The 23,318-nt window shown below is 71.8% G+C and carries 24 protein-coding genes; 8 read left to right on the forward strand and 16 right to left on the reverse strand.

Annotated features, from left to right (window positions below; translation table 11 throughout):
• The first annotated feature begins 29 nt into the window (after window positions 1-29).
• Window positions 30-1,706: a membrane protein gene (locus RTA_RS12010; RefSeq protein ID WP_013901676.1), complete on the forward strand. Its 1,677-nt coding sequence runs from the start codon at window positions 30-32 to the stop codon at window positions 1,704-1,706.
• A gap of 2 nt (window positions 1,707-1,708) precedes the next feature.
• The gene (locus RTA_RS12015; RefSeq protein ID WP_013901677.1) at window positions 1,709-3,085 is read left to right on the forward strand and encodes an MATE family efflux transporter; all 1,377 of its coding nucleotides are present in this window, start codon (window positions 1,709-1,711) and stop codon (window positions 3,083-3,085) included.
• On the opposite strand, the gene phoR is transcribed toward RTA_RS12015, so the two are convergent.
• From phoR to pstS, 7 genes are read right to left on the reverse strand one after another with little or no spacing between them, the layout of a single operon-like run.
• Complete coding sequence (phoR, locus tag RTA_RS12020; RefSeq protein ID WP_013901678.1) at window positions 3,039-4,391, reverse strand: phosphate regulon sensor histidine kinase PhoR; 1,353 nt, start codon at window positions 4,389-4,391, stop codon at window positions 3,039-3,041. The genes RTA_RS12015 and phoR overlap by 47 nt on opposite strands.
• A 23-nt stretch (window positions 4,392-4,414) precedes the next feature.
• Window positions 4,415-5,125: a phosphate regulon transcriptional regulator PhoB gene (phoB, locus tag RTA_RS12025; protein WP_013901679.1), complete on the reverse strand. Its 711-nt coding sequence runs from the start codon at window positions 5,123-5,125 to the stop codon at window positions 4,415-4,417.
• Window positions 5,126-5,141: 16 nt separating this feature from the next.
• Window positions 5,142-5,843, reverse strand: coding sequence for a phosphate signaling complex protein PhoU (phoU, locus tag RTA_RS12030; protein ID WP_013901680.1), 702 nt, complete (start codon window positions 5,841-5,843; stop codon window positions 5,142-5,144).
• A gap of 12 nt (window positions 5,844-5,855) precedes the next feature.
• On the reverse strand, window positions 5,856-6,635 hold the full coding sequence (gene pstB / locus RTA_RS12035; protein ID WP_013901681.1) for a phosphate ABC transporter ATP-binding protein PstB: 780 nt from the start codon (window positions 6,633-6,635) through the stop codon (window positions 5,856-5,858).
• Between the two features lie 8 nt (window positions 6,636-6,643).
• Window positions 6,644-7,543 (reverse strand): phosphate ABC transporter permease PstA, encoded by a 900-nt coding sequence (gene pstA, locus RTA_RS12040; RefSeq protein ID WP_013901682.1) that lies wholly within the window; start codon window positions 7,541-7,543, stop codon window positions 6,644-6,646.
• The gene (gene pstC, locus RTA_RS12045; protein ID WP_438865671.1) at window positions 7,540-8,580 is read right to left on the reverse strand and encodes a phosphate ABC transporter permease subunit PstC; all 1,041 of its coding nucleotides are present in this window, start codon (window positions 8,578-8,580) and stop codon (window positions 7,540-7,542) included. Before pstC ends, pstA begins: the two co-directional genes overlap by 4 nt.
• Window positions 8,581-8,610: 30 nt before the next feature.
• The gene (gene pstS, locus RTA_RS12050) at window positions 8,611-9,648 is read right to left on the reverse strand and encodes a phosphate ABC transporter substrate-binding protein PstS (protein ID WP_013901684.1); all 1,038 of its coding nucleotides are present in this window, start codon (window positions 9,646-9,648) and stop codon (window positions 8,611-8,613) included.
• A gap of 179 nt (window positions 9,649-9,827) precedes the next feature.
• Between pstS and RTA_RS12055 the strand changes: the two genes are divergently transcribed.
• From RTA_RS12055 to ppx, 3 genes are all read left to right on the forward strand, one after another.
• Complete coding sequence (locus tag RTA_RS12055; protein WP_013901685.1) at window positions 9,828-10,310, forward strand: fasciclin domain-containing protein; 483 nt, start codon at window positions 9,828-9,830, stop codon at window positions 10,308-10,310.
• The gene (locus RTA_RS20995; RefSeq protein ID WP_158307836.1) at window positions 10,307-10,459 is read left to right on the forward strand and encodes a hypothetical protein; all 153 of its coding nucleotides are present in this window, start codon (window positions 10,307-10,309) and stop codon (window positions 10,457-10,459) included. The genes RTA_RS12055 and RTA_RS20995 overlap by 4 nt, the downstream gene beginning before the upstream one ends.
• Window positions 10,460-10,524: 65 nt before the next feature.
• Entirely contained in the window at window positions 10,525-12,009 is a 1,485-nt protein-coding gene (gene ppx, locus RTA_RS12060) for an exopolyphosphatase (RefSeq protein ID WP_013901686.1), read from the forward strand.
• Between the two features lie 39 nt (window positions 12,010-12,048).
• On the opposite strand, the gene RTA_RS12065 is transcribed toward ppx, so the two are convergent.
• The 3 genes from RTA_RS12065 to RTA_RS12075 are packed head-to-tail and all read right to left on the reverse strand — an operon-like array spanning window position 12,049 to window position 13,585.
• Window positions 12,049-12,738 (reverse strand): aquaporin, encoded by a 690-nt coding sequence (locus RTA_RS12065; protein ID WP_013901687.1) that lies wholly within the window; start codon window positions 12,736-12,738, stop codon window positions 12,049-12,051.
• Window positions 12,738-13,247, reverse strand: coding sequence for an arsenate reductase ArsC (locus RTA_RS12070; protein WP_013901688.1), 510 nt, complete (start codon window positions 13,245-13,247; stop codon window positions 12,738-12,740). The genes RTA_RS12065 and RTA_RS12070 overlap by 1 nt, the downstream gene beginning before the upstream one ends.
• On the reverse strand, window positions 13,244-13,585 hold the full coding sequence (locus RTA_RS12075; protein WP_041676378.1) for an ArsR/SmtB family transcription factor: 342 nt from the start codon (window positions 13,583-13,585) through the stop codon (window positions 13,244-13,246). Before RTA_RS12075 ends, RTA_RS12070 begins: the two co-directional genes overlap by 4 nt.
• Before the next feature lie 55 nt (window positions 13,586-13,640).
• Between RTA_RS12075 and RTA_RS12080 the strand changes: the two genes are divergently transcribed.
• Together RTA_RS12080 and RTA_RS12085 are read left to right on the forward strand one after the other, a co-directional pair.
• Window positions 13,641-14,804 carry an MFS transporter gene (locus tag RTA_RS12080; RefSeq protein WP_013901690.1) on the forward strand — a complete coding sequence of 388 codons (1,164 nt, stop codon included), beginning with the start codon at window positions 13,641-13,643 and terminating at the stop codon, window positions 14,802-14,804.
• A gap of 64 nt (window positions 14,805-14,868) precedes the next feature.
• Entirely contained in the window at window positions 14,869-15,228 is a 360-nt protein-coding gene (locus RTA_RS12085) for a hypothetical protein (RefSeq protein ID WP_013901691.1), read from the forward strand.
• Between the two features lie 22 nt (window positions 15,229-15,250).
• On the opposite strand, the gene RTA_RS12090 is transcribed toward RTA_RS12085, so the two are convergent.
• From RTA_RS12090 to aceA, 6 genes are all read right to left on the reverse strand, one after another.
• Window positions 15,251-15,712: a SixA phosphatase family protein gene (locus tag RTA_RS12090; RefSeq protein WP_013901692.1), complete on the reverse strand. Its 462-nt coding sequence runs from the start codon at window positions 15,710-15,712 to the stop codon at window positions 15,251-15,253.
• 11 nt (window positions 15,713-15,723) lie between these two features.
• Window positions 15,724-17,802, reverse strand: coding sequence for a polyphosphate kinase 1 (ppk1, locus tag RTA_RS12095; protein ID WP_041675456.1), 2,079 nt, complete (start codon window positions 17,800-17,802; stop codon window positions 15,724-15,726).
• A gap of 103 nt (window positions 17,803-17,905) precedes the next feature.
• Window positions 17,906-18,730, reverse strand: a complete 825-nt coding sequence (locus RTA_RS12100; RefSeq protein ID WP_013901694.1) for a GNAT family N-acetyltransferase — start codon at window positions 18,728-18,730, stop codon at window positions 17,906-17,908.
• A gap of 75 nt (window positions 18,731-18,805) precedes the next feature.
• Window positions 18,806-19,573 carry an alpha/beta fold hydrolase gene (locus tag RTA_RS12105; protein WP_013901695.1) on the reverse strand — a complete coding sequence of 256 codons (768 nt, stop codon included), beginning with the start codon at window positions 19,571-19,573 and terminating at the stop codon, window positions 18,806-18,808.
• Complete coding sequence (locus RTA_RS12110; RefSeq protein ID WP_013901696.1) at window positions 19,570-20,604, reverse strand: M14 family zinc carboxypeptidase; 1,035 nt, start codon at window positions 20,602-20,604, stop codon at window positions 19,570-19,572. Before RTA_RS12110 ends, RTA_RS12105 begins: the two co-directional genes overlap by 4 nt.
• A gap of 159 nt (window positions 20,605-20,763) precedes the next feature.
• Window positions 20,764-22,089 (reverse strand): isocitrate lyase, encoded by a 1,326-nt coding sequence (gene aceA, locus RTA_RS12115; protein WP_013901697.1) that lies wholly within the window; start codon window positions 22,087-22,089, stop codon window positions 20,764-20,766.
• Window positions 22,090-22,376: 287 nt separating this feature from the next.
• On the opposite strand from aceA, the gene RTA_RS12120 reads away from it, so the two are divergent.
• The gene (locus tag RTA_RS12120; RefSeq protein WP_041675458.1) at window positions 22,377-23,303 is read left to right on the forward strand and encodes a DMT family transporter; all 927 of its coding nucleotides are present in this window, start codon (window positions 22,377-22,379) and stop codon (window positions 23,301-23,303) included.
• Window positions 23,304-23,318 lie beyond the last annotated feature (15 nt).

Here is a 23,318-nt window from a genome sequence, read left to right on the forward strand (position 1 = left end):
CTTTTTTGTTGGGCGGACAATCAGCCCGCGTGAACTCGCCCACCCCCGCCATCGTTGCCCAGAGCGCCGTGCGCCGCCTGCCCCGGCTGGCGCTGCTGCTGTTCTGCGCCGCCTACGTGATCCCGGGCTTCGTCTTCCGCGAGCCCTGGAAGAGCGCGGATATGACGGCCTTCGGCTACATGTTCGAGCTGGCCCGCGGCGGCGCGGACTGGCTCTCGCCCACGCTGCTGGGCCAACCCCCGGACTTCAACGCGCTGCTGCCCTACTGGCTGGGCGCCTGGGCCATCAACTGGGCGCCGGCCTGGCTGCCGGCCGACCTGGCGGTGCGCGTGGTCTACGCCGGCCTGCTGGTGCTGACGCTGCTGGCCACCTGGTACGCCGTGTACCACCTGGCGCGCGGGCCCGGCGCCCAGCCCGTGCCCTTCGCCTTCGGCGGCGAGGCCCACCCCACCGATTACGCCCGGGCCATCGCCGACGGCGCACTGCTGGGGCTGGTCGCCTCGCTCGGCCTGGCCCAGCTGTCGCACGAGACCACGCCGGCCCTGGCCCAGCTGGGCTTCACCGCGCTCACCTTCTATGGCCTGGCTGCGGCGCCGTACCATCGCTGGCTGCCGGGCCTCTCCCTGGCGACGGGCTTGGCGGGCCTGGCGCTCAGCGGCGCACCGACGCTGGCCCTGGCCTTCGCGGTGGGCGGCGCGGCGGTGCTGGTGCTGGACCCGCCGGCCGATGCCCCGTCGTCCGAGCGCTCCTGGGGCTGGACCGTCGCGCTGCTGGCCATGGTGCTGGGCGTGGCCCTGCTGGCGCGTGAACTCGAGCTGTGGCACTGGCGGCTGGAGAGCTCGCGCGACTGGCGCAGCATCGGCCGGCTCCTGTTGTGGTTCACCTGGCCCACCTGGCCCTTGGCGCTGTGGACCGTGTGGCGCTGGCGGCGGCGGCTGGCCGACCGCCATGTCGCCCTGCCCCTGTGGTTCGCGCTGGTGTCGCTGGCCAGCACGCTGTCCACCACCAACGCCGACCGCTCCCTGCTGCTGGGCCTGCCGGCGCTGGCCGCGCTGGCCGCGTTCGCCCTGCCGACGCTCAAGCGCGGCGTCGCGGCGCTGATCGACTGGTTCACCCTGCTGTTCTTCAGCAGCTGCGCGATCGTGATCTGGGTGGTGTGGATCTCGCTGCAGACCGGTTTCCCGGCCAAGCCCGCCTCCAACGTCTACAAGCTGGCCCCGGGTTTCGAGCCGAGCTTTTCGCTGGGGGCCCTGCTGCTGGCGCTGGGCGGCACCGTGGCCTGGGCCTGGCTGGTGCGCTGGCGCACCCGGCGCCACCAGCAGCCGATCTGGAGGAGCCTGGTGCTGCCGGCCGGCGGCGCCGCGCTGTGCTGGCTGCTGATGATGACGCTGTGGCTGCCGGTGCTGGACTACGCGCGCAGCTACACCCCGGTGGTGCGCGGGCTGACGCAGGCCATGGGCCCGCACCCCGGCTGTGTCGAGGTGTTCGGGCTGACCCGCGGCCAGGCCGCGGCGCTGCGCTACCACGCCGGTCTGGACCTGCACAGCGCGGGCACGCGGCCGCAGTGCGGCTGGCTGGTGGTGGCGCCCGGCGTCGAGGCCTCCGCCGCGGTCGCCATGCAGATGAAGCAGTGGAAGCCGGTGGCCAAGGTGCGCCGCCCGACCGACGCCAACGACAACCTGCTGCTCTACCGGAAAGCGCCCTGAGCATGGAAGTCCCCGAGCCCGGGCGCCGCGCCGCGCCCGAGCTGCGCGTCATCGCGCAGCATGCCGGCACGGTGTTCGTCGGCCAGGTGGCGGTGATGGCCTTCGGCGTCACCGACACGCTGGTGGCCGGGCGCTTCTCCAGCGAGGCGCTGGCGGCGCTGTCGGTCGGATCGGCGGTGTACATCAGCGTCTTCGTGGCGCTGATGGGCGTGATCCAGGCCCAGCTGCCGGTGTGGGCGGAGCTGCGCGGCGCCGGCCGCCAGGCGGAGGTCGGCCGCTCGGTGCGGCAGGCGCTGTACCTGGCCGCGGTCGCCATGGCGCTGGGGGTACTGGCGCTGACCTCACCGGCCGCGCTGCTGCGGGTGGTGGAGGTGCCGCCGGCGCTCCAGGGCGAGGTCCGGCGCTACCTGGCGATCCTGGCCGCCGCGCTGCCGCCGGCCCTGCTGTTCCGCATGTACTCCACCCTGAACCAGAGCCTGGGCAAGCCGCTGCTGGTGACCTGGCTGCAGATCGGCTCGCTGGGCGTGAAGGTGCCGCTGTCGGTCTGGCTGGTGTTCGGCGGCCTGGGCCTGCCGCCGCTGGGGCTGGCCGGCTGCGCCTGGGCCACGCTGGTGGTCAACTACCTGATGCTGGCCCTGGCCGTGTGGATGCTGCGGCACCAGCCCATGTACCGGCCCTACCGCATCTGGCAGCCGGTCGAGCGGCCGGACTGGCGCGCCATCCGCGGCTTCGCGCGCCTGGGCATCCCCACGGGGCTGGCCATCATGGTGGAGGTGACCTCGTTCACGCTGATGGCCTTGTTCATCGCCCGCATGGGCACGGTGGCTTCGGCCAGCCACCAGATCGCGGCCAGCCTGACGGCCCTGCTGTACATGATGCCCTTGTCCCTGGGCATCGCCGCCAGCGCGCGGGTGAGCTTCTGGCTGGGCGCCGGCGAGGCCCGGCGGGCGCGCCAGGCGCTGCGCCTGGGCTTCGGGCTGGCCCTGGGCCTGGCGGCGCTCAGCGCCACCGCCGTGGCGCTGGCGCAGCAGCCCCTGGCCCGCCTGTACGCCGGCCCCAACCCGCCGGTGGTGGCGCTGGCCGCCGGCCTGCTGCTGTGGGTGGCGGCCTACCACGCGGCCGACGCGGTGCAGGCAGTGAGCGTGTTCATCCTGCGCAGCTACGGCGTGGCCGTGTCGCCGCTGGTGGTGTACTGCCTGCTGCTGTGGGGCGTGGGCCTGGGCGGCGGCTACCTGCTGGCCTACCGCGGCCTGGGCCCGCTGCGGCCCTGGGCCTCGCCGGCGGCGTTCTGGGCGGCGGGCGCCACGGCCCTGGCCCTCACCGCGCTGGCCTTTACCGGCCTGCTGTGGCGGGCCGTGCGGTCTCGGCCGGGGGCCTGACCGCCGGGCGCAGGCGGCTGGCGGGCAGCTGGATGGCGAAGGTCGAGCCGGCGCCCGGCGCGCTGGCTATGCGCAGCTCGCCGCCGTGGCGCTGCACCACGTGCTTGACGATGGCCAGCCCCAGGCCGGTGCCGCCGGTCTCGCGCGAGCGGCTGCGGTCCACCCGGTAGAAGCGCTCCGTGAGCCGCGGGATGTGCTCGGGCGCGACGCCAGGGCCGGTGTCGCGCACCGCGAACTCGGCGCCGCCGTCCGCCAGCAGGCGCCACTGCACGTGGATGGCGCCGCCGGCGGGCGTGTAGCGCACGGCATTGCTCACCAGGTTGGACATGGCGCTGAGCAGCTCGGCCTGCGCACCCGCCACCTCCACCTCGGGCGCCGGGTCGAAGCGCAGCTCGTGCGACTTGCCCAGGACCTGGGCCAGCGCCCGCCCCTCCTGCTCGCACTGCGCCGTCAGTGCACCCACGGGCGTCCACTCGCCGGCGCCCGGCGCCGGACTGCCTTCCAGCCGCGACAGCGTCAGCAGGTCGTTCACCAGGGTCTGCATGCGGGCCCCCTGCTGCCCCATCAGGCCGAGGTAGCGGGTCCTGTCGGCCTGCTCCAGCGGCAGGGTCTGCAGCGTCTCGATGAAGCCGGTCAGCACCGTCAACGGCGTGCGGATCTCGTGCGAGACATTGGCCACGAAGTCGCGCCGCATGGCCTCGGCCTGCTCCACCGCGGTGACGTCGCGGGACAGCAGCAGCTTGCGGCCCTGCCCGTAGGGATGCAGCTGCACCGACACCCGGGCCGGGCGCCCCGCCGTGCCGCTGCGCGCCGGGATCACGATCTCGTGCCGGTAGTCGCCGCCGGCGTAATAGGCGACGAACGAGGGCTCGCGCACCAGGTTGCCCACCAGCTGCATCAGGTCGCGCTGGGCGTCGATGCCGAAATGGCTGGCGGCGGTCTGGTTGCACCATTCGATGCGCCCCGCCGCGTCGAGCAGCACCACGCCGTTGGGGGAGGCCTGGATCGCCGCCAGGATGTCCTGCAAACGCTGCTGCGCGTCCTGGGCCTGCTGCTCGCGCGAGCGCAGCGCGCGGCGCGCGCGGTCGGCGACCTCGCCCCACAGGCCGTGCAGGGTGGGCGCCTGCCCGGCGTCGAGATGTCGCAGCCAGCGCAGCACGCGCTCGCCGCGCGCCAGGTCGAGGACGAGCCAGGCCAGGCCGCCGGCGGCGACGCCGGCCGCGGCGCCGCCAGCGCGCGCCAGCCACCAGCCCAGCACGCCAGCCGCCAGCTGGCACAGCAGGAAGCTCGTGAGGCGCCAGGCCATGGCCGGTGTGCGGGACGGCTGCGTCAGGCGGCGCGCGAGGCCTGCTGCGGCTGCGCCGTCAGCCGGTAGCCCGCGCCGCGCACCGTCTCGACCATGGCGCCCGCCGCGCCCAGCGCCTCGCGCAGCCGCTTGACGTGCACGTCCACCGTGCGCTCCTCGATGAACACGTGGTCGCCCCAGACCTTGTCCAGCAGCTGCGCGCGGCTGTGCACCCGCTCGGGATGCTTCATCAGGTGGCCCAGCAGCTTGAACTCGGTGGGACCGACCTTGAGCGGCTGCCCCTGCCAGTGCACGCGGTGCGTGGCGACGTCCAGCGACAGCGCGCCGACGGTGACGGTCTCGCTGGCCTGCTCGGGCGCGCGCCGGCGCAGCACCGCGCGGATGCGGGCCAGCAGCTCCTGGGTGGAGAACGGCTTGGTGATGTAGTCGTCGGCCCCGGCATCCAGCCCCGCCACCCTGTCGGGCTCGTCGCCGCGGGCGGTGAGCATCAGGATGGGGACGGCCTTGGTGCGGGCATCGCCGCGCCACTTGCGCGCCAGGGCCAGGCCGCTCTGGCCCGGCAGCATCCAGTCCAGCAAGATGGCGTCCGGCAGCGCGGCGTCCATCTCGCGCTGGGCGGCCGCGCCGTCCTCGGCCCAGACCGGCTGGAAGCCGTTGTGCCGCAGGTTGACCGCGATCAGCTCGGCGATGGCCGGCTCGTCCTCGACGATGAGCACGCGCGGCTGGTTCTTCATGGCCGGGCCCTGCAGCTCACTTGATCGCGGACTCGATCTGCGCCAGCGAGGTGTGCCGCACGTCGGCCCCCTTGACGACGTAGATGATCAGCTCGGCGATGTTCTTGGCGTGGTCGCCGATGCGCTCGATGGCCTTGGCCAGGAACAGCAGGTCCAGGCTGGCCGAGATGGTGCGCGGGTCCTCCATCATGTAGGTGATGAGCTTTCGCACGAAGCCGTCGAACTCCCGGTCGATGGCATCGTCCTCCTTGAGGATGGCCACCGCCGTGGTGACGTCCAGCCGGGCGAACGCGTCCAGCGCCTTGCGCAGCAGCGCCGAGGCCATGTCCGCCGCCACGCGCAGCTCCGACGACGGCAGGGCGCGGGCCGAGCCGCTAGCGATGATGGACTTGACCATGCGGGCGATCTTGGTGGTCTCGTCCCCCACGCGCTCCAGGTTGGCGGTGGCCTTGGAGATGGCCATCAGCAGGCGCAGGTCGCGCGCCGTGGGCTGGCGCCGGGCGATGATGGAGGACAGCTCGCGGTCGGTCTCCACCTCCATCGCGTTCACGCGCACCTCGATCTCGGCCACCTGGTCGGCGGCTTCCACGCTGAGGTGGGACAGGGCGTGGATGGCCTGGCGGATCTGCGACTCGACCAGCCCGCCCAGCTCCATGACGCGGGACGAGACGCCGTTGAGCTCGCTGTCGAACTGGGCGGAGAGGTGTTTGTCGGGCATGGTTTCACTCCATCAGCCGAAGCGGCCTGTGATGTAGTCCTCGGTTTCCTTGCGCTTGGGCTTGAAGAACAGCTGCTCGGTCTCGCCCACCTCGACCAGGTCGCCCAGGTACATGTAGGCGGTGTAGTCGCTGCAGCGCGCCGCCTGCTGCATGTTGTGGGTGACGATGACCACGGTGTAGTCGGCCTTCAGCTCGGCGATCAGCTCCTCGATCTTGGCCGTGGAGATCGGGTCCAGCGCCGAGCAGGGCTCGTCCAGCAGCAGCACCTCGGGCTTGATGGCGATGCCGCGCGCGATGCACAGGCGCTGCTGCTGCCCGCCCGACAGGCTGGCGCCGCTCTGGCCCATCTTGTCGCGCACCTCGGCCCACAGGGCCGCCTTGCGCAGCGCCCACTCGACCCGCTCGTCCATGTCGGTGGCGCTGAGGTTCTCGAACAGCCGCACGCCGAAGGCGATGTTGTCGTAGATCGACATGGGGAACGGCGTGGGCTTCTGGAACACCATGCCGACCTTGGCGCGGATCAGCGCCACGTCCTGCTTGCTGGTCAGCAGGTTCTCGCCGTCCAGGATGATCTCGCCCTCGGCGCGCTGTTCGGGGTACAGCTCGAACATGCGGTTGAAGGTGCGCAGCAGGGTCGACTTGCCGCAGCCCGAGGGCCCGATGAAGGCCGTGACCTTCTTCTCCGGGATCTCCAGGTTGATGCCCTTGAGCGCGTGGAATTTGCCGTAGTAGAAGTTCAGGTCGCGCACCGAGATCTTGGTCGCGGCGTCCTGCGCGGTGAGGGTGGTCATGGGGGCGTTCACAGTTTGCTGCGCGTAAGCACGCGCGCCAGGATGTTCAGGCCCAGCACGGCGGCGGTGATGAGGAACACGCCTGCCCAGGCCAGCTGCTGCCAGTTCTCGTAGGGGCTCATGGCGAACTTGAAGATGGTGACCGGCAGGCTGGCCATGGGCTCGGACAGGCTGGACGTCCAGAACTGGTTGTTCAGGGCGGTGAACAGCAGCGGCGCCGTCTCGCCGGAGATGCGCGCCACGGCCAGCAGCACGCCCGTGACCACGCCGGCCCGCGCGGCCTTGAGGGTGATGCTCAGGATCACCTTCCACTTGGGCGCGCCCAGGGCGTAGGCCGCTTCGCGCAGGCCCGACGGCACCAGCATCAGCATGTTCTCGGTGGTGCGGATCACCACCGGCACCACGATCAGCGCCAGCGCGGCGGCCCCCGCCCAGCCGGAGAACTGCTTGAAGCGCGCCACCACGACCGCGTAGACGAACAGGCCGATCACGATGGACGGCGCCGACAGCAGGATGTCGTTGACGAAGCGGGTGGTCTGGCCCAGCCAGCCCTTGACGTCGTACTCGGCCAGGTAGATGCCGGCCAGGATGCCGACCGGCGTGGCGACGAAGGTGGCCAGCGCCACCATCAGCACCGAGCCGAAGATGGCGTTGGCGATGCCGCCCACCTCGTTGGGCGGAGGCGTCATCTGGGTCAGGGTGGACCAGGCCAGGCCGCCGACGCCCAGGCGCACGGTCTCGATCAGGATCCAGATCAGCCAGAACACGCCGAACACCATGGCCGCGAGCGACAGCGTCAGCGCGATCCTGTTGACGCGCTTGCGGCGGGCGAACATGGCCTCGCGCACGCGGGCCTGGTCGGCGGCGCGGATCAGCGCCTGCGAGGTCGTGGCGTTGCCCGTGTTCATGACTTGGCGCCCTCGTTCCTGCGCAGGCGCGACAGCAGCAGCTTGGACAGCGCCAGCACCACGAAGGTGATGAAGAACAGCACCAGGCCCAGGTAGATCAGCGCCGACTGGTGCAGGCCGCTGGCCGCCTCGGCGAACTCGTTGGCCAGGGCCGAGGTGATGCTGTTGGCGGGCGCGAACAGGCTGAGCGAGTCGAGCTGGTTGAAGTTGCCGATGACGAAGGTCACGGCCATGGTCTCGCCCAGGGCGCGGCCCAGGCCCAGCATGATGCCCCCGATGACGCCTCCCTTGGTGTAGGGCAGCACCACCCCCCACACCACCTCCCAGGTGGTGGAGCCCAGCGCGTAGGCGGACTCCTTGAGCATGGGCGGCGTCACCTCGAACACGTCGCGCATCACGGCGGCGATGAAGGGGATGATCATGATGGCCAGGATGATCCCGGCCGCCAGGATGCCGATGCCCACCGGCGGGCCCGACACCAGCGCGCCCAGGTAGGGCACGCCGGCGAACAGCGCCTGCAGCGGCTGCTGCACCCAGGTCGCCAGGATGGGGCCGAACACCAGCAGGCCCCACATGCCGTAGACGATGGAGGGCACGGCGGCGAGCAGCTCGACGGCCGTCCCCAGGGGACGCTTGAGCCATGCCGGCGACAGCTCGGTGAGGAACACCGCGATGCCGAAGCTCACCGGCACGGCGATGACCAGCGCGATCAGCGAGGTCGCCAGCGTGCCGTAGATCATCACCAGGCCGCCGTACTCGTTGCTCACCGGGTCCCAGACGCTGCTGGTGAGGAAGCCCAGGCCGTACTTCTCGATCGCGGGCCAGGCACCCACCACCAGCGAACCCAGGATGGCCAGCAGCAGCCCCAGCGTCAGCAGGGCCGCGGCCTTGGCGGCCCAGCCGAACAGCCGGTCGGCCCAGGTGCCGCCGCGCACGCGGCGGCCCGGAGGGAGGGCGCGGCGTGAAGCCGCCGCCGGCAGTGCGACGATGTCGGGTTCAGGGCGGGCCATACCGGCCGGGAGTGTAGTGGACGCCATGGCCCCTCGAACGCGTGGTCCTTGCGCAGCTCAGCGGTAGGCGACGGCCTTGCCGGAACCGTCCTTGATCTGGGCGGCCCAGAGCTTCTCGACCGCGGCCGTCACGCTGTCGGGCATGGGCACGTAGTCCAGGTCCTCGGCGGTCTTGTCGCCGCTCTTGTAGGCCCATTCGAAGAACTTCAGCGTGGCCGCGGCCTGCTGCGGCTTGTCCTGCGCCTTGTGCATCAGGATGAAGGTGGCGCCGGTGATGGGCCAGCTCTGCGCGCCAAGCTGGTGGGTGAGGATCTGGTAGAAGCTCTTGGACCAGTCGGCGCCCGCGGCGGCGGCCTTGAAGGCCGTGTCGTCCGGGCTGACGAACTGGCCGGCCGCGTTCTGCAGCTGGGCGAAGTTCATCTTGTTCTGCTTGACGTAGGCGTACTCCACGTAGCCGATGGAGTTGGGCAGGCGGCCAACGAAGGCGGCCACGCCCTCGTTGCCCTTGCCGCCGGCGCCGGTCGGCCAGTTGACCGCCGTGCCCTCGCCCACCTTGGCCTTCCACTCGGGGTTCACCTTGGACAGGTAGTTGGTGAAGATGAAGGTGGTGCCCGAACCGTCGGCGCGGCGCACCGGCGCGATGGCCGCGTCCGGCAGGTTCAGCGAGGGGTTGAGCGCCTTGATCGCTGCATCGTTCCACTTGGTGATCTTGCCCAGGTAGATGTCGCCCAGCACCTGGCCGTTCAGGCGCAGCTGACCGGGGTTGATGCCCTTGATGTTGACCACCGGCACCACGCCGCCGATCACGGTGGGGAACTGCACCAGGCCCTTCTTGGCCAGTTCATCGTCTTGCAAGGGGGCGTCGGAGGCGCCGAAGTCCACCGTCTTGGCCTCGATCTGCCGCAGGCCGGCGCCCGAGCCCACCGACTGGTAGTTGATGCGCACGCCGGTGGCCTTGTTGTAGTCGGAGGCCCACTTGGCGTACAGCGGCGCCGGGAAGCTGGCGCCCGCGCCGGTCACTTCCTGGGCCAGGGCCGCGCCGGCCAAGCCCAGGGACGCCAAGCCGAAGGCGGCGATACGGAGGGTGGTGTTCATGCGGAATCCTCTCTCGAAGGTTGGGAAGGAAGACAGGCGGACTGTAGGAAGCTTGCGTGACAGTTCCGTGACAGTCCCCGCAAGTCCGGCCGCATCGCAGGGTCGCGTCATGGATCCGTCACCAGGCCGTCATGGACGCTGGCTACGCTGCCCGGCCATACCAACCCTGGAGGACCTGCATGACTTTCCGCCGCACCCTTGCCGCCGTTCCCCTGCTGGTGCTGCTGGCCGCCTGCGCCACCAAGCCCGTGCCGGTGTCGGTGGCCGACACCATCGCCCGCGAGCCGCAGCTGAGCGTGCTCAGCAGCCTGGTCCAGAAGTCCGGCGTGGCCGACATGCTGAAGTCGGGCGGGCCCTACACCGTGTTCGCACCCACCGACGAGGCCTTCAAGGCCGTGCCCGCCAAGACCCTGGACGAGCTGGCGCAGAACCCGGCACGCCTGCGCGAGGTGCTGAGCTACCACGTGGTGCCGGCCAAGGTCATGGCAGCCGATGTCAAGACCGGCAGCACCAAGTCGGCCCAGGGCGCCAACCTGGCGCTGGGCAAGGCCGGCGAGTTCGTCACCGTGGAGGACGCCATGGTCCAGCAGGCCGACATCGCCGCCACCAACGGCGTGGTGCACACGGTGGACCGCGTGCTGATGCCGCCGGTGCGGCGTTGAAGCGGCGCGGTTTCGCCCGGGCCGTGGCGGCCGGCGTGGCCGTGGCCGCCCTGCCCGGCGTGGCGCAGCCGGGGCGCGGCACCGGGGCCGCCCGGGCGACCTTCGTCACCCAGTCCATGCTGACCGTGGACGACCGCGTGATCGGCTGAGGCATGCATGCGGCCACGGCGGCCGCACCGGCTGCTATGCTGGCCGAACCCCTGCGGGCCTGCCGATGCACCACGGAACCCTTCTTGCCGCCGTCGATCTCGGCTCCAACAGCTTCCGCCTGGAGATCGGCCGCTACGAGCACGGGCAGATCCACCGCACCGAGTACCTCAAGGAAACGGTGCGCCAGGGCGGCGGGCTGGACGAGGCCCGCAACCTCACGCCCGAGGCCATGCACCGCGGCTGGGACTGCCTGGCCCGCTTCGGCGAGCGGCTGGCCGGCTTCGGCCCGGCCCAGGTACGCGCGGTGGCGACGCAGACCCTGCGCGAGGCGCGCAACCGCGACGAGTTCCTGGCGCGCGCGCGAGAGGTGCTGGGCTTTCCCATCGACGTCATCTCCGGCCGCGAGGAAGCGCGGCTGATCTACCAGGGCGTGGCCCACCTGCTGCCGCAGTCCGACGAGCGCCGGCTGGTGGTGGACATCGGCGGACGCTCGACCGAGCTGATCCTGGGCCAGCGCTTCGATACCCGCACCACGGAGAGCTACCGCGTCGGCAGCGTGGCCTGGTCGCTGCGCTACTTCGCCGACGGGGAGTTCACGGCGCAAGCGTTCCGCCGGGCCGAGGTGGCGGCCCAGGCGGTGCTGGAGGAGGCCCTGAGCCTGTACCCGCGCGGCGCCTGGGACCAGGCCTACGGCTCGTCCGGCACCATCGGCGCCGTGGCGGACGTGCTGGCCGCGGCCGGCCGCGGCCAGCACGGCGTCACGCGCGAAGGCCTGGACTGGCTGCTGGAGCGGTTGCTGGAGGCACGCCGGGCCGACCGGCTGCGGCTGGACGGCCTGAAGGACGAGCGGCGGCCGGTGATCGGCGGCGGCGTCAGCGTGCTGCGCGCCGTGTTCGACCTGCTGGGCATCGACCGGATGCAGCCGGCGCAGGGCGCCCTGCGCCATGGCGTGCTGTACGACCTGGTGGACCGCGGGCATGGCGATACCGACCTGCGCTCGCTCACGGTGCAGCGCCTGGCCGCCAAGTTCGGGGCCGACGCGGACCAGGCCCGGCGGGTCGGCCAGGCCGCCGGGCAGCTGCTGGGGCAGCTGCGCGCGGCCGATGCCCCCGAAGCACGGGACCGGCTACAGCGCAAGCTCGGCTGGGCCGCGCAGCTGCACGAGATCGGCAGCCACATCTCGCACAGCGACTGCCACAAGCACGGCGCCTACATCCTGGACAACGCCGACGCGCCGGGCTTCGCCCAGCCCGAGCTGCACCGCCTGGGCCTGCTGGTGCTGGGCCACCGCGGCAAGCTGCGCAAGCTGGAAGGCGAGCTGGACGACGAGGTGTTCGTGCACCAGCTGCTGTGCCTGCGGCTGGCGGTCATCCTGTGCCACGCGCGGCGTGACCCGGACCTGCGCGGCCTCGAGCTGCGCGCCGCCGGCCGGCGGTTCGTCCTGGCCGTGCGGCCCGACTGGCCCGAGGCCTTCCCGCAGTCGGCGCACCTGCTTCGCGAGGAGGTGCTGGCCTGGCAGAAGACCGCGTGGGCCCTGGCGTGGGCTTGAGCATGCCGCCATCGTCGGCGGGGGCCGGCACGCCGCGCCCTACCGCGCCCTGAATCCCAGGACCCGGCTGGCCAGCGCGGCGCCCGTCAGGCCGCCCGCCAGCTGGGCCAGCACGAAGCCGGGCGCGCTGGCCGGCGCGATGCCGGCGAAGCTGTCGCTGAACATGCGGCCCAGCACCGCCGCCGGGTTGGCGAACGAGGTGCTGGCGGTGAACCAGTAGGCCGCGCCGATGTAGCAGGCCACCAGGCCCGCGGCCCTGCCCTGCGGCGCGCCCAGCACGACCACGACCAGGCCGGCCGCCGCCACCGCCTCGGCCAGCCATTGGCCCCAGCCCGTGAAGCGGCCGCCGAGGTCCCAGTCGCCGCGAAGCTTGGCGCTGAACTGCAGGATGTCGACTTCGAACATCGCATGGGCCAGCCAGGCGCCGGCCACCGCGCCGGCGAGCTGGCAGGCGATGTACAGCATGGCCGCGCGCCAGGGGCCGTGCCACAGGCGCAGGCCGACCAGCACCAGGGTGACCACCGGATTGAAATGCGCCCCGCTGACCGGCCCCAGCACCTCGATCAGCACGAACAGGGCGAACACGGTGGCCAGGGTGTTGGCCAGCAGCGCCACGGCCATGTTGCCCCCGGCCAGGCGCTCGGCCATGATTCCCGAACCGATCACGGCGCACAGCAGCAGGGCCGTTCCGACGAACTCGGCGGCCGCGGCGCGTCGCAGCGGTGCCATCAGGACGGGCGGGCCAGGTCGCGGGCCGACTGCTGCAGCACCGTGCGGTCCAGCCGCTCGGGCGGCAGGTTCACCAGCAGCTCCAGCCGGTGGCGGACCGCGTGCAGGGTCCGGCGGAACGCTTCCAGCCGCTCTTCGGGCGTGCCCTGCACCTCGGAAGGGTCCGGGTAGCCCCAGTGCGCGGTGGCGGGCGCGCCCGGCCAATAAGGGCAGGCCTCGCCTGCGGCGTTGTCGCACACGGTGATCACCAGATCCATGGGCGGGGCACCTTCGCCGCCGAACCCATCCCAGCTCTTGCTGCGCAGTCCGGCAGTGGAGATGCCGGCGCGCTCGAGCACCTGCAGCGCCAATGGATTGGGCCGCTGGTTCTCGCGCGGGCTGCTGCCGGCCGAGAAAGCCTTGAAGCGGCCCTGGCCGATGTGGTTCAGCACGGCTTCGGCCAGGATGCTGCGCGCGGAGTTGTGCGTGCACAGGAACAGGACGTTCAGGGGTCGCTGGTCGGCGGTCATCGCTTCTTCCTCGAAGGTACGGGGGCGCAGGCCACAGGCGCCACGGCACAGGCGGCGCCTTTGCAGCAGTGTTCGGTCAGGTAGGCCATCAGGCCGGACATCGCGTCGAAGTCCGCCCGGTACACCAGGTGCCGGCCTTGCGGCTGCACGCTGGCCAGCGCCGAGCGCGCCAGCTCCTTCAAATGGAAGGACAGCGCGCTGGGCGCCAGCCCCAGCTGCTCGGCCATCGCGCCGGGCGTGAGGCCGTCGGGGCCGGCCACCACCAGTGCGCGGAAAATACGCAGCCGCTGGGCTTGTGCCAAGGCGGCCAGGGCGGCCAGGGCTTGTTCGTCGTTCATCATCCAACAATACAAGGAACATTGAAATAATAACCGAACCGAGAACCTCCCCGCCATGAACGAGCGCACCGCCACGGTCGCCAGGATCGGCACCGCGGTGACGATCGCCTACGCCTCCACCTACTACCTGCCGGCCATCGTGGCGCCGGCCATGGCCGCGGACACGGGCGTGGCCACCACCACGGTGTTCCTGGCCTTTTCGGCCGCGCTCACGGTGGCGGCACTGGCGGGCCCGATGGCCGGCCGGCTGGTGGACCGCCGCGGCGGGCGCCGGGTGCTGGCCGGCAACAGCCTGGTGTTCGCCGCGGGCCTGGGGGGGCTGGCGCTGGCCCAGGGGCCGGTGGGGCTGTTCGCGGCCTGGCTGGTGATCGGCCTGGCCATGGCCGCCGGCCTCTACGAATCGGCGTTCTCGACCCTGGTGCGGCTGTATGGCAGCCAGGCGCGGCCGGCGATCACCGGCGTGACGCTGATCGCCGGGTTCGCCAGCACGGTGGGATGGCCGCTCACCGCCTGGCTGCAGGCCGCGGGCGGCTGGCGAAGCGCGTGTGCGGCCTGGGCCGCGCTGCACCTGTGCATCGCCCTGCCCCTGTACCTGTCGCTGCCCCGGGACCCCGCCCCGGCCGCGGCCGCAATCCCCGCGGCTGCGGCCGACACCCCGGCCACCAGGCCGCGTGCGCCGGCATCGGCGGCCTGGCTGCTGGCCTTCGTGTTCGGCGCCTCCTGGTTCGTCAGTACCGCGATGGCGGCGCACCTTCCCCGCGTGCTGCAGTCCGGCGGTGTCACCCTGGCTGCGGCCGTCGGCTTCGCCGCACTGGTCGGGCCGGCGCAGGTGGCGGGCCGGCTGCTGGAATACGGGCTGCTGCGCCGCTGGAGCCCGCTGGCCTCGGCGCGCCTGGCGTCCCTGGGGCACCTGGTGGGCGCCTGCGCCTTCCTGGCGGTGGGCGCACCGGCCGGCGCCGCGTTCGCCCTGCTGCACGGCGCGGGCAACGGGATCATGACCATCGCCAACGGCACGCTGCCGCTGCTGCTGTTCGGCCCGCACGGGTACGGCGAGCGCCAGGGGCTGCTGATGATGCCCGCCCGTTTCGCCCAGGCGCTGGCGCCGTTCGCCTTCGGACTGGCCCTGGATGCCTGGGGCATGCCGGCGCTGGTGCTGTCGATGGCGCTGGGAGCCGCCAGCTTCGCCGCGCTGGCCGCCTTGCGCGCGCCGCGCGCATGAGCTTGCGGCGCCGTCGATTGAAAACGGTATAAACTGTATATACCGTTTCAACACAGGAGCCCGCATGCCCGCTTCGACAGCCACATCCGCCGCGAAACCCGCCTCCGCGCGCAAACCGGTGGCCCAGGCAGCGGCAGCCGCAACGGCGGAAGCGGCGCCTGCCGGCCCTGCACCGGCCAGGCGCGGCAAGGCGGACAAGCCGAAGAAGCCCAAGCTGGTGCGCGACAGCTTCACCATCCCCAAGAGCGAGTACCTGGTGATCGACGAGCTGAAGCAGCGGGCGGCCCGGGCCGGCGCGGGCGCCAAGAAGAGCGAGCTGCTGCGCGCCGGCATCAAGCTGCTGGCCCGGCTCGACGACGCGGCCTTCCTGGCCGCCATGGCCGACGTGCCGACGATCAAGACCGGCCGGCCCGCCAAGGCCTGAGCACCGCGGCGGCGGCCGCCCCTTACAGCAGTTCCGGCGCCTGCACGGCCACCACGACGGCCTGCTCGTGCCCGTCGCGCTCGCGGGTGCGGATCCACCACACGGCGCCCTTGCGGATCGCGCAGCTGTCCTGCTGCAGGCCCAGCAGCTGGGCGATGGCCTGCCCCAGCACCGGCTGGTGGCCCACCACCAGCACCGCCTGCCGGGCGTGCGGCCATTGCGCCGCCTCCAGCAGCCGCGCCGGCGTGGTGTCGGGCGCCAGTTCCGGGCTCAGCTTGTACTTGCGGCCCAGCGCCAGCGCCGTCTGCTCGCAGCGCCGGGCGGGACTGCACAGGATGCGCGCGCCCTCGGGCAGCACGCGGTCCAGCCAGCCCGCGACGCGTGCGGCCTGCTTGCTGCCGCGCGCCGTGAGCGCGCGCGCCAGGTCGTCCGTGCCTTCGGCCGCGTCCTCGGCCTCGGCGTGGCGCCACAGGATCAGGTCCATCGCGGTTCCTCCTATATGCCGGGCCTGGCGGCATGGCGGGCCATCAGGGCGGCCTGCGCGCCCAGGGCGGCCGGGTCCTCCGCGCGCGGCGCCCGGCGGTAGCTGCCGTCCGGCCGCAGGTCCCAGGCGTCGCGGTCGTCGTGCAGGTAGGGCACCAGGCATTCGTCGATGACGCGCTGGCGCAGCGCCGGCTGGGTCACCGGCCAGGCCAGCTCGATGCGCCGCAGCATGTTGCGGTTCATCCAGTCGGCGCTGGACAGGTACACCTCCTCCTCCTCGCCGGCGCGGAAGTAGAACACGCGCGAGTGCTCGAGGAAGCGCCCGATCACCGAGCGCACGCGGATGTTGTCGGTCAGGCCGGCCACCTGGGCCGGCAGCATGCAGGCGCCCCGCACGATCAGGTCGATCCTGGCCCCCTGCCGGCCGGCGCGCACCAGCGCCAGCATCAGCGGCTCGTCGGTGAGCGCGTTCATCTTCAGCACGATGCGCGCGGCCACGCCGCGCGCCGCCGCCGCGCCCAGCACGTCGACCTTCTCGATCAGCTTGCGGTGCAGCTGGAACGGCGCGACCCAGACCCGGTGCAGCTTGGGCAGCCGGCTCTGGCCAGCCAGGTGCACGAAAAGGGCCTCCACGTCGCGGGTGAGCGGGCCGTCGGCGGTGAGCAGGCTGAGGTCGGTATAGAGCCGGGCGGTGCGCGGGTTGTAGTTGCCGGTGGACAGGTGGGCGTAGCGCGCCAGCTGCCGTCCCTCGCGCCGCGTGACCAGCAGCATCTTGGCGTGGGTCTTCAGGCCGACCACGCCGTACACCACCTGCGCGCCGACCGATTCGAGCTGCTCGGCCCAGTTGATGTTGGCCTCCTCGTCGAAGCGCGCTTTCAGCTCGACCACCGCCATCACCTCCTTGCCGCGCCGCACCGCCTCGCGCAGCAGGTCGATCAGCACCGGGTCGGCGCCGGTGCGGTAGATGGTCTGGCGGATCGCCAGCACCTGCGGGTCGCCCACCGCCTCGCGCAGGAAGTCCAGCACGCCGTCGAAGCTCTCGAACGGCTGGTGGATCAGCACGTCGCGCTGGCGCAGCTGCTCGAAGATGGAGGTGCCCTGCACCAGCTGGGCCGGGTAGGACGCCTTGTAGGGCGCGAACAGCAGCCGCGGCGCGTCCACCAGGTCGATCAGCTGCACGAGGCGCACCAGGTTCACCGGCCCGGCCACCCGGTACAGCGCGCCGGGCGGCAGCTCGAATTGGCGCAGCAGGAACTCGGCCAGGTGGTCGGTGCAGCCGGCCGACACCTCCAGGCGCACGGCTTCGCCGTAGTGGCGCTGCTGCAGGCCCAGCCGCAGCGCGGTGCGCAGGTTGCGCACCTCGTCCTCGTCCACCGCCAGGTCGGAGTGGCGGGTGACGCGGAACTGCGAGAAGTGGCCCACCTCCCGCCCGGGGAACAGGTCCTGCAGGTGCGCGCGGATCACGCTGGACAGCGAGACGAGCAGCGTCTTCTTGCCCGAGACCTTGGCCGGCATCCGGATCAGCCGCGGCAGCACGCGCGGCACCTTGACGATGGCGATCTCGTTCTCGCGGCCGAAGGCGTCCTGGCCGGACAGGCGCACGATGAAGTTCAGCGACTTGTTGGCCACCAGCGGGAAGGGGTGCGCGGGGTCCAGCCCCACCGGCACCAGCAGCGGCCGCACCTCGCGGTCGAAGTACTCGTCCACCCAGCGCCGCTGCGCCGCGTCGCGGTCGCCGTGCGACACGATCTCGATGCCCTCCTGCGCGAACGCCGGCGTGAGCTCGTCGTTGTAGACCGCGTACTGGCGCTCCACCAGCCGGTGCGCCGCCGCGGCCAGCGCCCGGAAGGACTCGACCGTGTAGGTGCCCTTGAGGTCGCCGGCCTGCAGCGCCGCCAGGTGCGGCGCTGCGCGCACCTCGAAGAACTCGTCCAGGTTGGACGAGACGATGCACAGGTAGCGCAGGCGTTCCAGCAGGGGCACGTCGGACCGCCGGGCCCAGTCCAGCACCCGCTCGTTGAAGGCCAGGATGCTGTGGTCGCGGTCGAGTAACGCGACCGGGCTGTCCTCGGACGGCACGGCGGGGCTCATGCGGGTAAGGGGGCGGTGTCGTTTGCGACGGTCACGTGACAAGTGTTGGGCTCCTGTGTGACAGGCACGTGACAGCCTGCCACAGGACGCGCGCCGGCGGTTGTCAGCCGCCCAGGAAATGCCGGTGGTAGCGCGCCGGCAGGTCGCCGACGCGCATCAGCATCGGCAGGTCGGCGGTGTTGAAGTCCGGGTCCCAGGCCGGCGCGCCCAGCACCTTGGCGCCCAGCCGCAGGTAGCCCTTGATCAGGGCGGGCGGCTCCACCGGCAGGCTGGCGTCGAGCCGCTCGACCGGCAGCGGCAGCCGGGGCCGCACCTGCAGTTCGATGGGCGCCAGGTGCGTGCGCTGCAGCTGCGCCCAGATGCTGGCGGCCATGTCGCCGCTCACCGCGCCCTCGTGCAGCATGGGGATGCTGGCGCAGCCGATCATGGTGTCCAGCCGGTTGCGCACCATGAACTCGAACAGCGCACCCCACAGCGCCAGGATCACGCCGCCGTGCCGGTGCTGCGGGTGCACGCAGCTGCGCCCCAGCTCGACCATGCGCCCGCGCAGCTGGCGCAGCCGCGTGAGGTCGAACTCGGTGTCGCTGTAGAAGCTTCCCACGCGCCGCGCCTGCGCCGGCGTGAGCACGCGGTAGGTGCCGATCACCTGGCCGGTTCCGGTCTCGCGCACCAGCAGGTGCTCGCAGTAGTCATCGAACAGGTCGACGTCGTGGCCGGGCAGCCAGGTGTCCAGGCGGGCACCCATCTCGCCGGCGAACACCTGGAACCTGAGGCGCTGTGCCTGCCTCACCTCGTCCTGGTGCCGCGCCCAGGCCACGGCCACCGGGCCCGGCCCCGGCGCAGCAGCATCCGCAGCCGGCCGGTGAAGCGACCCCCGGGGCAGCGACACGGGTGACAGCGGCAGCGTCGGGTTGGGCAGTTCGTTCACGTGCGCCTCCTGTGAAGTCAGTGGCGCCAGTGTGCTCAGCCGCTGTGACCCGGCCGTGGCAGTCCCGTGGCAGTTTCATGACGCCGCGGGCAGGTCCTCGGCCCATGCCGTCAGCCGCTCCAGCAGCCAGTCGGGATCGTCCAGCGGCAGGTCGTGGCCGGCCCAGGGGTGCTCGAGCAAGGGCAGACGCCAGCGCGTGGCCAGCTGGTGCGAGCACCGCGGCGACACCAGCCGGTCGCCCGCGGAGCAAAGCAGCAACCAGGGCGCGGGTGGCGGATGCGGCGCGGCGGTGAAGCGGACGGCCGCCAGCAGCTGCCGCACCGCGTTGCCGGGCGACAAGGGCCGCTCGCGGGCCAGCGCCGCCCAGCACGACGGCGCCTGGGCTTGGCGTTGCGGCTGCGCGCTCGTCATGGACAGGATAGCGCGCTCGCGTGCCAGCGCGTCGACGCCGGGGCGCAGCAGCGACAGCAGCCGCGGGTAGTTGGCCGGCCGCAGGCGGTGCCAGAACGGGCTCACCCCGCGCAGGCTGGTGTTGATCAGCACACCGCCGGCCACCTCGGCGGGTGCCTGGCGCGCCCACTCCAGCGCCACCATGCCGCCCAGCGACAGCGCCACCAGCACCACCGGCGTGCCACCGCCCTGCGCCGCGTGGGCCGCCCGGCAGGCACGCGCGATCGCCGCCACCCGGGTGGGGCTGGCCTCCTGCCAGCGCGTGCCGCAGCCCGGCAGGTCGATGGTGCGCACCTCGTGGCCGGGCCCCAGCCGCTGCTGCAGCAGGCCGGGGAACCCGCCCCAGTGGCCGGACTCGCGCGCCAGTCCGCGCAGCAGCAGCCAGGTGCTCATGCTTCGGTGCCGCCCGCGCCCCACCAGCGTGCCAGCGCCGCCTGCCGGTGCCGGTCCGCCGCATCACCGGTCGGCAGCCAGGACGGGCTCGCGGCCGCCGCGCGCATGGCGAAGTCCAGCAGCGGCAGATGGCGCCGCAGCACGCGCCGGTGGCGGTGCGCGATCTGCGGGTTGAAGATGCCGCTGCGCGAGAACAGCTGGCGTGGGTTCTTCTTGACCCACAGCCAGGAGCCCATCTCCAGCGTCAGCGGCAGGAACACCGTGCCCGGCCGCTCGCAGGCGCGCAGGTAGAGGTGGTCCCACAGGTCGCCGTGCGCCAGGTACTGGCGGCTCTGCGGCTCGAACACGTAGGCGTGGTGGCTGTTGCTGGCCTCGAAGATCGCCTGCAGCGCGTGCACCTGCGCCAGGTGGGGCATGGGGTCGCGTCGGCAGGCGAAGGGGAACCACACCCGGTCGCGCATGCCGAAGCCCGAGTGGCAGTCCAGCGCCAGGCTGAACGGCCGGCCGTGCAGCTCGCGCTCCACCCAGGCACACAGCGCGGCGCTCTCCGCCTCCATGGGCGCGCCGGCGGAGCCGCGGTACCAGGGCAGCCGGCGCGACAGCCGCTGCCCGCCGGCCAGCCAGGGCACCGGCTCCAGCGCGTCCACCGGTGCGTTGCGCATCAGGTCCACGTCGCGCGGGTTGGCGCGGGTGCCGCGCAGCATGCCGCCGGGGTTCACCACCGGCACGAACACCAGGCGGACGCGCTCCAGCTGCTGGTGCAGCGCCGTGTCCCAGGACAGCCGCGCCACGACGCTGTGCAGCCAGGCCAGCACGACATCGGTGCCTATGCGCTCCAGGCCGTGCACCCCGCCGAAGTAGCCGACCGCGGGCGCCTGGGGATCGGTGGCGCCCAGCGTCACCAGGTGCAGGGGCAGTGCCGGCACGCCCAGCCCTTCCGGCAGCCACCGCGTCTCGCAGCGGAGCGCGGCTCCACCCAGCGCGACGATGCGTTCCAGCTGCTCGATCTCGGGAAGGTGCTTGTGTGCCACGGCGTGCGTCGCTGCGATGCGGCGCAGCCTACCTCAGCGGCGGCGCCGGCGCTGACACACGGCCGTCACGAGGCGGTGGTAGACGGGCAAACCCCGCAGGTCGTCCCTGCGGGATTTCCGGACCAGGCCGCCAGGCCTGGTTTCCACATCCGCGCAGCGTTACGCGGCTTTCTTCTCGTCGAAGAACTGCGCGTCCTCGGTCGAGCCCTTGAGCGCCGCGGTGGACGCGTTGGCCTCGATGGTGGTGGTCACCGCATCGAAGTAGCCGGTGCCGACCTCGCGCTGGTGCTTGACCGCGGTAAAGCCCTTCTCGGCGGCGGCGAACTCGGCCTGCTGCAGCTCCACGAAGGCGCTCATGTTGTTGCGCGCGTAGCCGTAGGCCAGGTTGAACATCGAGTAGTTCAGGCTGTGGAAGCCGGCCAGCGTGATGAACTGGAACTTGTAGCCCATGGCGCCCAGCTCCTTCTGGAACTTGGCGATAGTGGCGTCGTCCAGGTTCTTCTTCCAGTTGAAGGACGGCGAGCAGTTGTAGGCCAGCAGCTTGCCGGGGAACCTGGCGTGGATGGCGTCGGCGAACTGCTTGGCGAAGGCCAGGTCGGGCGTGCCGGTCTCGCACCAGATCAGGTCGGCGTACTCGGCATAGGCCAGGCCGCGGCTGATGGCCTGCTCGATGCCGTTCCTGCTGCGGTAGAAGCCCTCCACCGTGCGCTCGCCGGTGAAGAAGGGCTGGTCGTTGGCGTCCACGTCGCTGGTCACCAGGTCGGCGGCCTCGGCGTCGGTGCGGGCCAGCAGCACGGTGGGCGTGCCCATCACGTCGGCCGCCAGGCGGGCGGCCACCAGCTTGGAGACGGCCTCGCGGGTGGGCACCAGCACCTTGCCGCCCATGTGGCCGCACTTCTTGGCGGCGGCCAGCTGGTCCTCGAAGTGCACGCCGGCGGCGCCGGCCTCGATCATGGCCTTCATCAGCTCGAAGGCGTTGAGCACGCCGCCGAAGCCGGCCTCGGCGTCGGCCACGATGGGCGCGAAGTAGTCGACGTAGCCCTGGTCGCCGGGGCCCTTGCCTTCGCTCCACTGGATCTGGTCGGCGCGGGCGAAGGTGGCGTTGATCTTCTTGACGACCTTGGGCACGGAGTCCACCGAGTACAGCGACTGGTCGGGGTACATCTCGCCGTTGCTGTTGGCGTCGCCGGCCACCTGCCAGCCCGACAGGTAGATGGCCTTCAGGCCGGCCTTGACCTGCTGCATGGCCTGGTTGCCGGTGAGCGCGCCCAGCGAGTTGACGAAGGGCTCGGTGTTGATCAGGCTCCACAGCTTCTCGGCGCCTCGCTTGGCCAGCGTGTGCTCGACCTGCAGCGAGCCGCGCAGCCGCACCACGTCGGCCGCGCTGTAGCCGCGCTTGATGCCTTTCCAGCGCGGGTTCTCGGCCCAGTCCTTTTCGAGCTGGGCGATCTGCTGGTCGCGGGAGAGGTGGGTCCAGTTCGTCATGTGTGCACTCCGTGAGTTGGGGAAACGATGGCTGGACTTTAAGTCTTGTAGAAGACTTACGGCGGCTCTTATGTCTTATACAAGAGAAATTTATTATTCTTTGATTTCAATGACTTGCATCGCTCATGCCGCATTGCGGAATTTTCTTTCTTGTATTGAGAAATTTTGCGGCGCTGCAGCATGAGCTTTTTCCGTATTGAGAAATGTGCATTGCGTGATCCGAAATCAGCCCTGGGCCTTGCGCGGCTGCTCGGGCATGATGGCGCGCCTTGCGCCGCTCCCCCGCCATGACCCCCGCCACGCGCCGGCTCGGCGCCTATGCCTGCCTTGCCCTCAGCATGTCGCTGGTGGGAAGCTACGTGGCGCTGTCCAAGCCGCTGGCCGCCGCCATCCCCGTGTTCCTGCTGGCCTGGCTGCGCTTCGGCATCGGCGCGCTCGCCATGCTGCACTGGCTGCCCAAGCCGGCCCACGAGGCGCCGCTGTCGGCCCGCACGCGGCTGCTGCTGTTCCTGGAATCGTTCCTCGGCAACTTCCTGTTCTCCATCTGCATGCTGTTCGGCGTCAGCCTGACCAGCGCGGTGTCGGCCGGCGTGATCATGGCCGCCATCCCGGCGGCGGTGGCGGTGATGAGCTGGGCCTTCCTGCGCGAGCGCATCGCGCCGCGGGTGTGGGGCGCCGTCGCCTGCGCCGCACTGGGCATCGCCCTGCTGGCCTGGGCCAAGCCGGCGCAGGACGGTGCCGGCGCGGGCGCGGCGCGGTTCTGGCTGGGCAACCTGCTGGTGTTCGGCGCCGTGCTGTGCGAGGCCGCCTATGCCGTGATCGGCAAGAAGCTCACCGGCGCGCTGGGACCCAAGCGCATCAGCTCGCTGATCAACCTGTGGGGCCTGCTGCTGGTCACGCCCTTCGGGCTGTACGCCGCCGCCAGCTTCGATTTCGGTACCGTGCGCCCGGGTACCTGGGCGCTGCTGGTGTTCTATTCCCTGGCCGCCAGCGTCTGGACCGTGTGGCTGTGGATGACCGGCCTCAAGCACGTGCCGGCGGCCGAGAGCGGCGTCTTCACCGTGATGCTGCCGGTGTCGGCCGCCCTGGTGGGCGTGCTCGCGCTGGGCGAAAGCCTGGCCGGGCTGCAGCTGCTGGCGCTGGGCATCGCCCTGCTGGGCGTGCTGCTGGCGACGCTGCCGGTGAGGGCGGCGGGGGCGGCGGCCGGGCGCTGACGGCCACCCGGCCGC

The sequence above is a fragment of the Ramlibacter tataouinensis TTB310 genome (assembly GCF_000215705.1).
Taxonomy (GTDB): Bacteria; Pseudomonadota; Gammaproteobacteria; order Burkholderiales; family Burkholderiaceae_C; genus Ramlibacter; species Ramlibacter tataouinensis.

Bases quoted from the DNA above. Each gene is read 5' to 3' on its own strand.
- phoU (WP_013901680.1), bottom strand. From the start codon at position 5,843: ATGCCCGACAAACACCTCTCCGCCCAGTTCGACAGCGAGCTCAACGGC.
- ppx (WP_013901686.1), top strand. From the start codon at position 10,525: ATGCACCACGGAACCCTTCTTGCCGCCGTCGATCTCGGCTCCAACAGC.
- RTA_RS12075 (WP_041676378.1), bottom strand. From the start codon at position 13,585: ATGAACGACGAACAAGCCCTGGCCGCCCTGGCCGCCTTGGCACAAGCC.
- RTA_RS12085 (WP_013901691.1), top strand. From the start codon at position 14,869: ATGCCCGCTTCGACAGCCACATCCGCCGCGAAACCCGCCTCCGCGCGC.
- RTA_RS12080 (WP_013901690.1), top strand. From the start codon at position 13,641: ATGAACGAGCGCACCGCCACGGTCGCCAGGATCGGCACCGCGGTGACG.
- phoR (WP_013901678.1), bottom strand. From the start codon at position 4,391: ATGGCCTGGCGCCTCACGAGCTTCCTGCTGTGCCAGCTGGCGGCTGGC.
- aceA (WP_013901697.1), bottom strand. From the start codon at position 22,089: ATGACGAACTGGACCCACCTCTCCCGCGACCAGCAGATCGCCCAGCTC.
- ppk1 (WP_041675456.1), bottom strand. From the start codon at position 17,802: ATGAGCCCCGCCGTGCCGTCCGAGGACAGCCCGGTCGCGTTACTCGAC.
- RTA_RS12015 (WP_013901677.1), top strand. From the start codon at position 1,709: ATGGAAGTCCCCGAGCCCGGGCGCCGCGCCGCGCCCGAGCTGCGCGTC.
- RTA_RS12070 (WP_013901688.1), bottom strand. From the start codon at position 13,247: ATGACCGCCGACCAGCGACCCCTGAACGTCCTGTTCCTGTGCACGCAC.
- RTA_RS12090 (WP_013901692.1), bottom strand. From the start codon at position 15,712: ATGGACCTGATCCTGTGGCGCCACGCCGAGGCCGAGGACGCGGCCGAA.
- RTA_RS12105 (WP_013901695.1), bottom strand. From the start codon at position 19,573: ATGAGCACCTGGCTGCTGCTGCGCGGACTGGCGCGCGAGTCCGGCCAC.
- pstA (WP_013901682.1), bottom strand. From the start codon at position 7,543: ATGAACACGGGCAACGCCACGACCTCGCAGGCGCTGATCCGCGCCGCC.
- RTA_RS12055 (WP_013901685.1), top strand. From the start codon at position 9,828: ATGACTTTCCGCCGCACCCTTGCCGCCGTTCCCCTGCTGGTGCTGCTG.
- RTA_RS12120 (WP_041675458.1), top strand. From the start codon at position 22,377: ATGACCCCCGCCACGCGCCGGCTCGGCGCCTATGCCTGCCTTGCCCTC.
- phoB (WP_013901679.1), bottom strand. From the start codon at position 5,125: ATGAAGAACCAGCCGCGCGTGCTCATCGTCGAGGACGAGCCGGCCATC.
- pstC (WP_438865671.1), bottom strand. From the start codon at position 8,580: ATGGCGTCCACTACACTCCCGGCCGGTATGGCCCGCCCTGAACCCGAC.
- pstS (WP_013901684.1), bottom strand. From the start codon at position 9,648: ATGAACACCACCCTCCGTATCGCCGCCTTCGGCTTGGCGTCCCTGGGC.
- pstB (WP_013901681.1), bottom strand. From the start codon at position 6,635: ATGACCACCCTCACCGCGCAGGACGCCGCGACCAAGATCTCGGTGCGC.
- RTA_RS12065 (WP_013901687.1), bottom strand. From the start codon at position 12,738: ATGGCACCGCTGCGACGCGCCGCGGCCGCCGAGTTCGTCGGAACGGCC.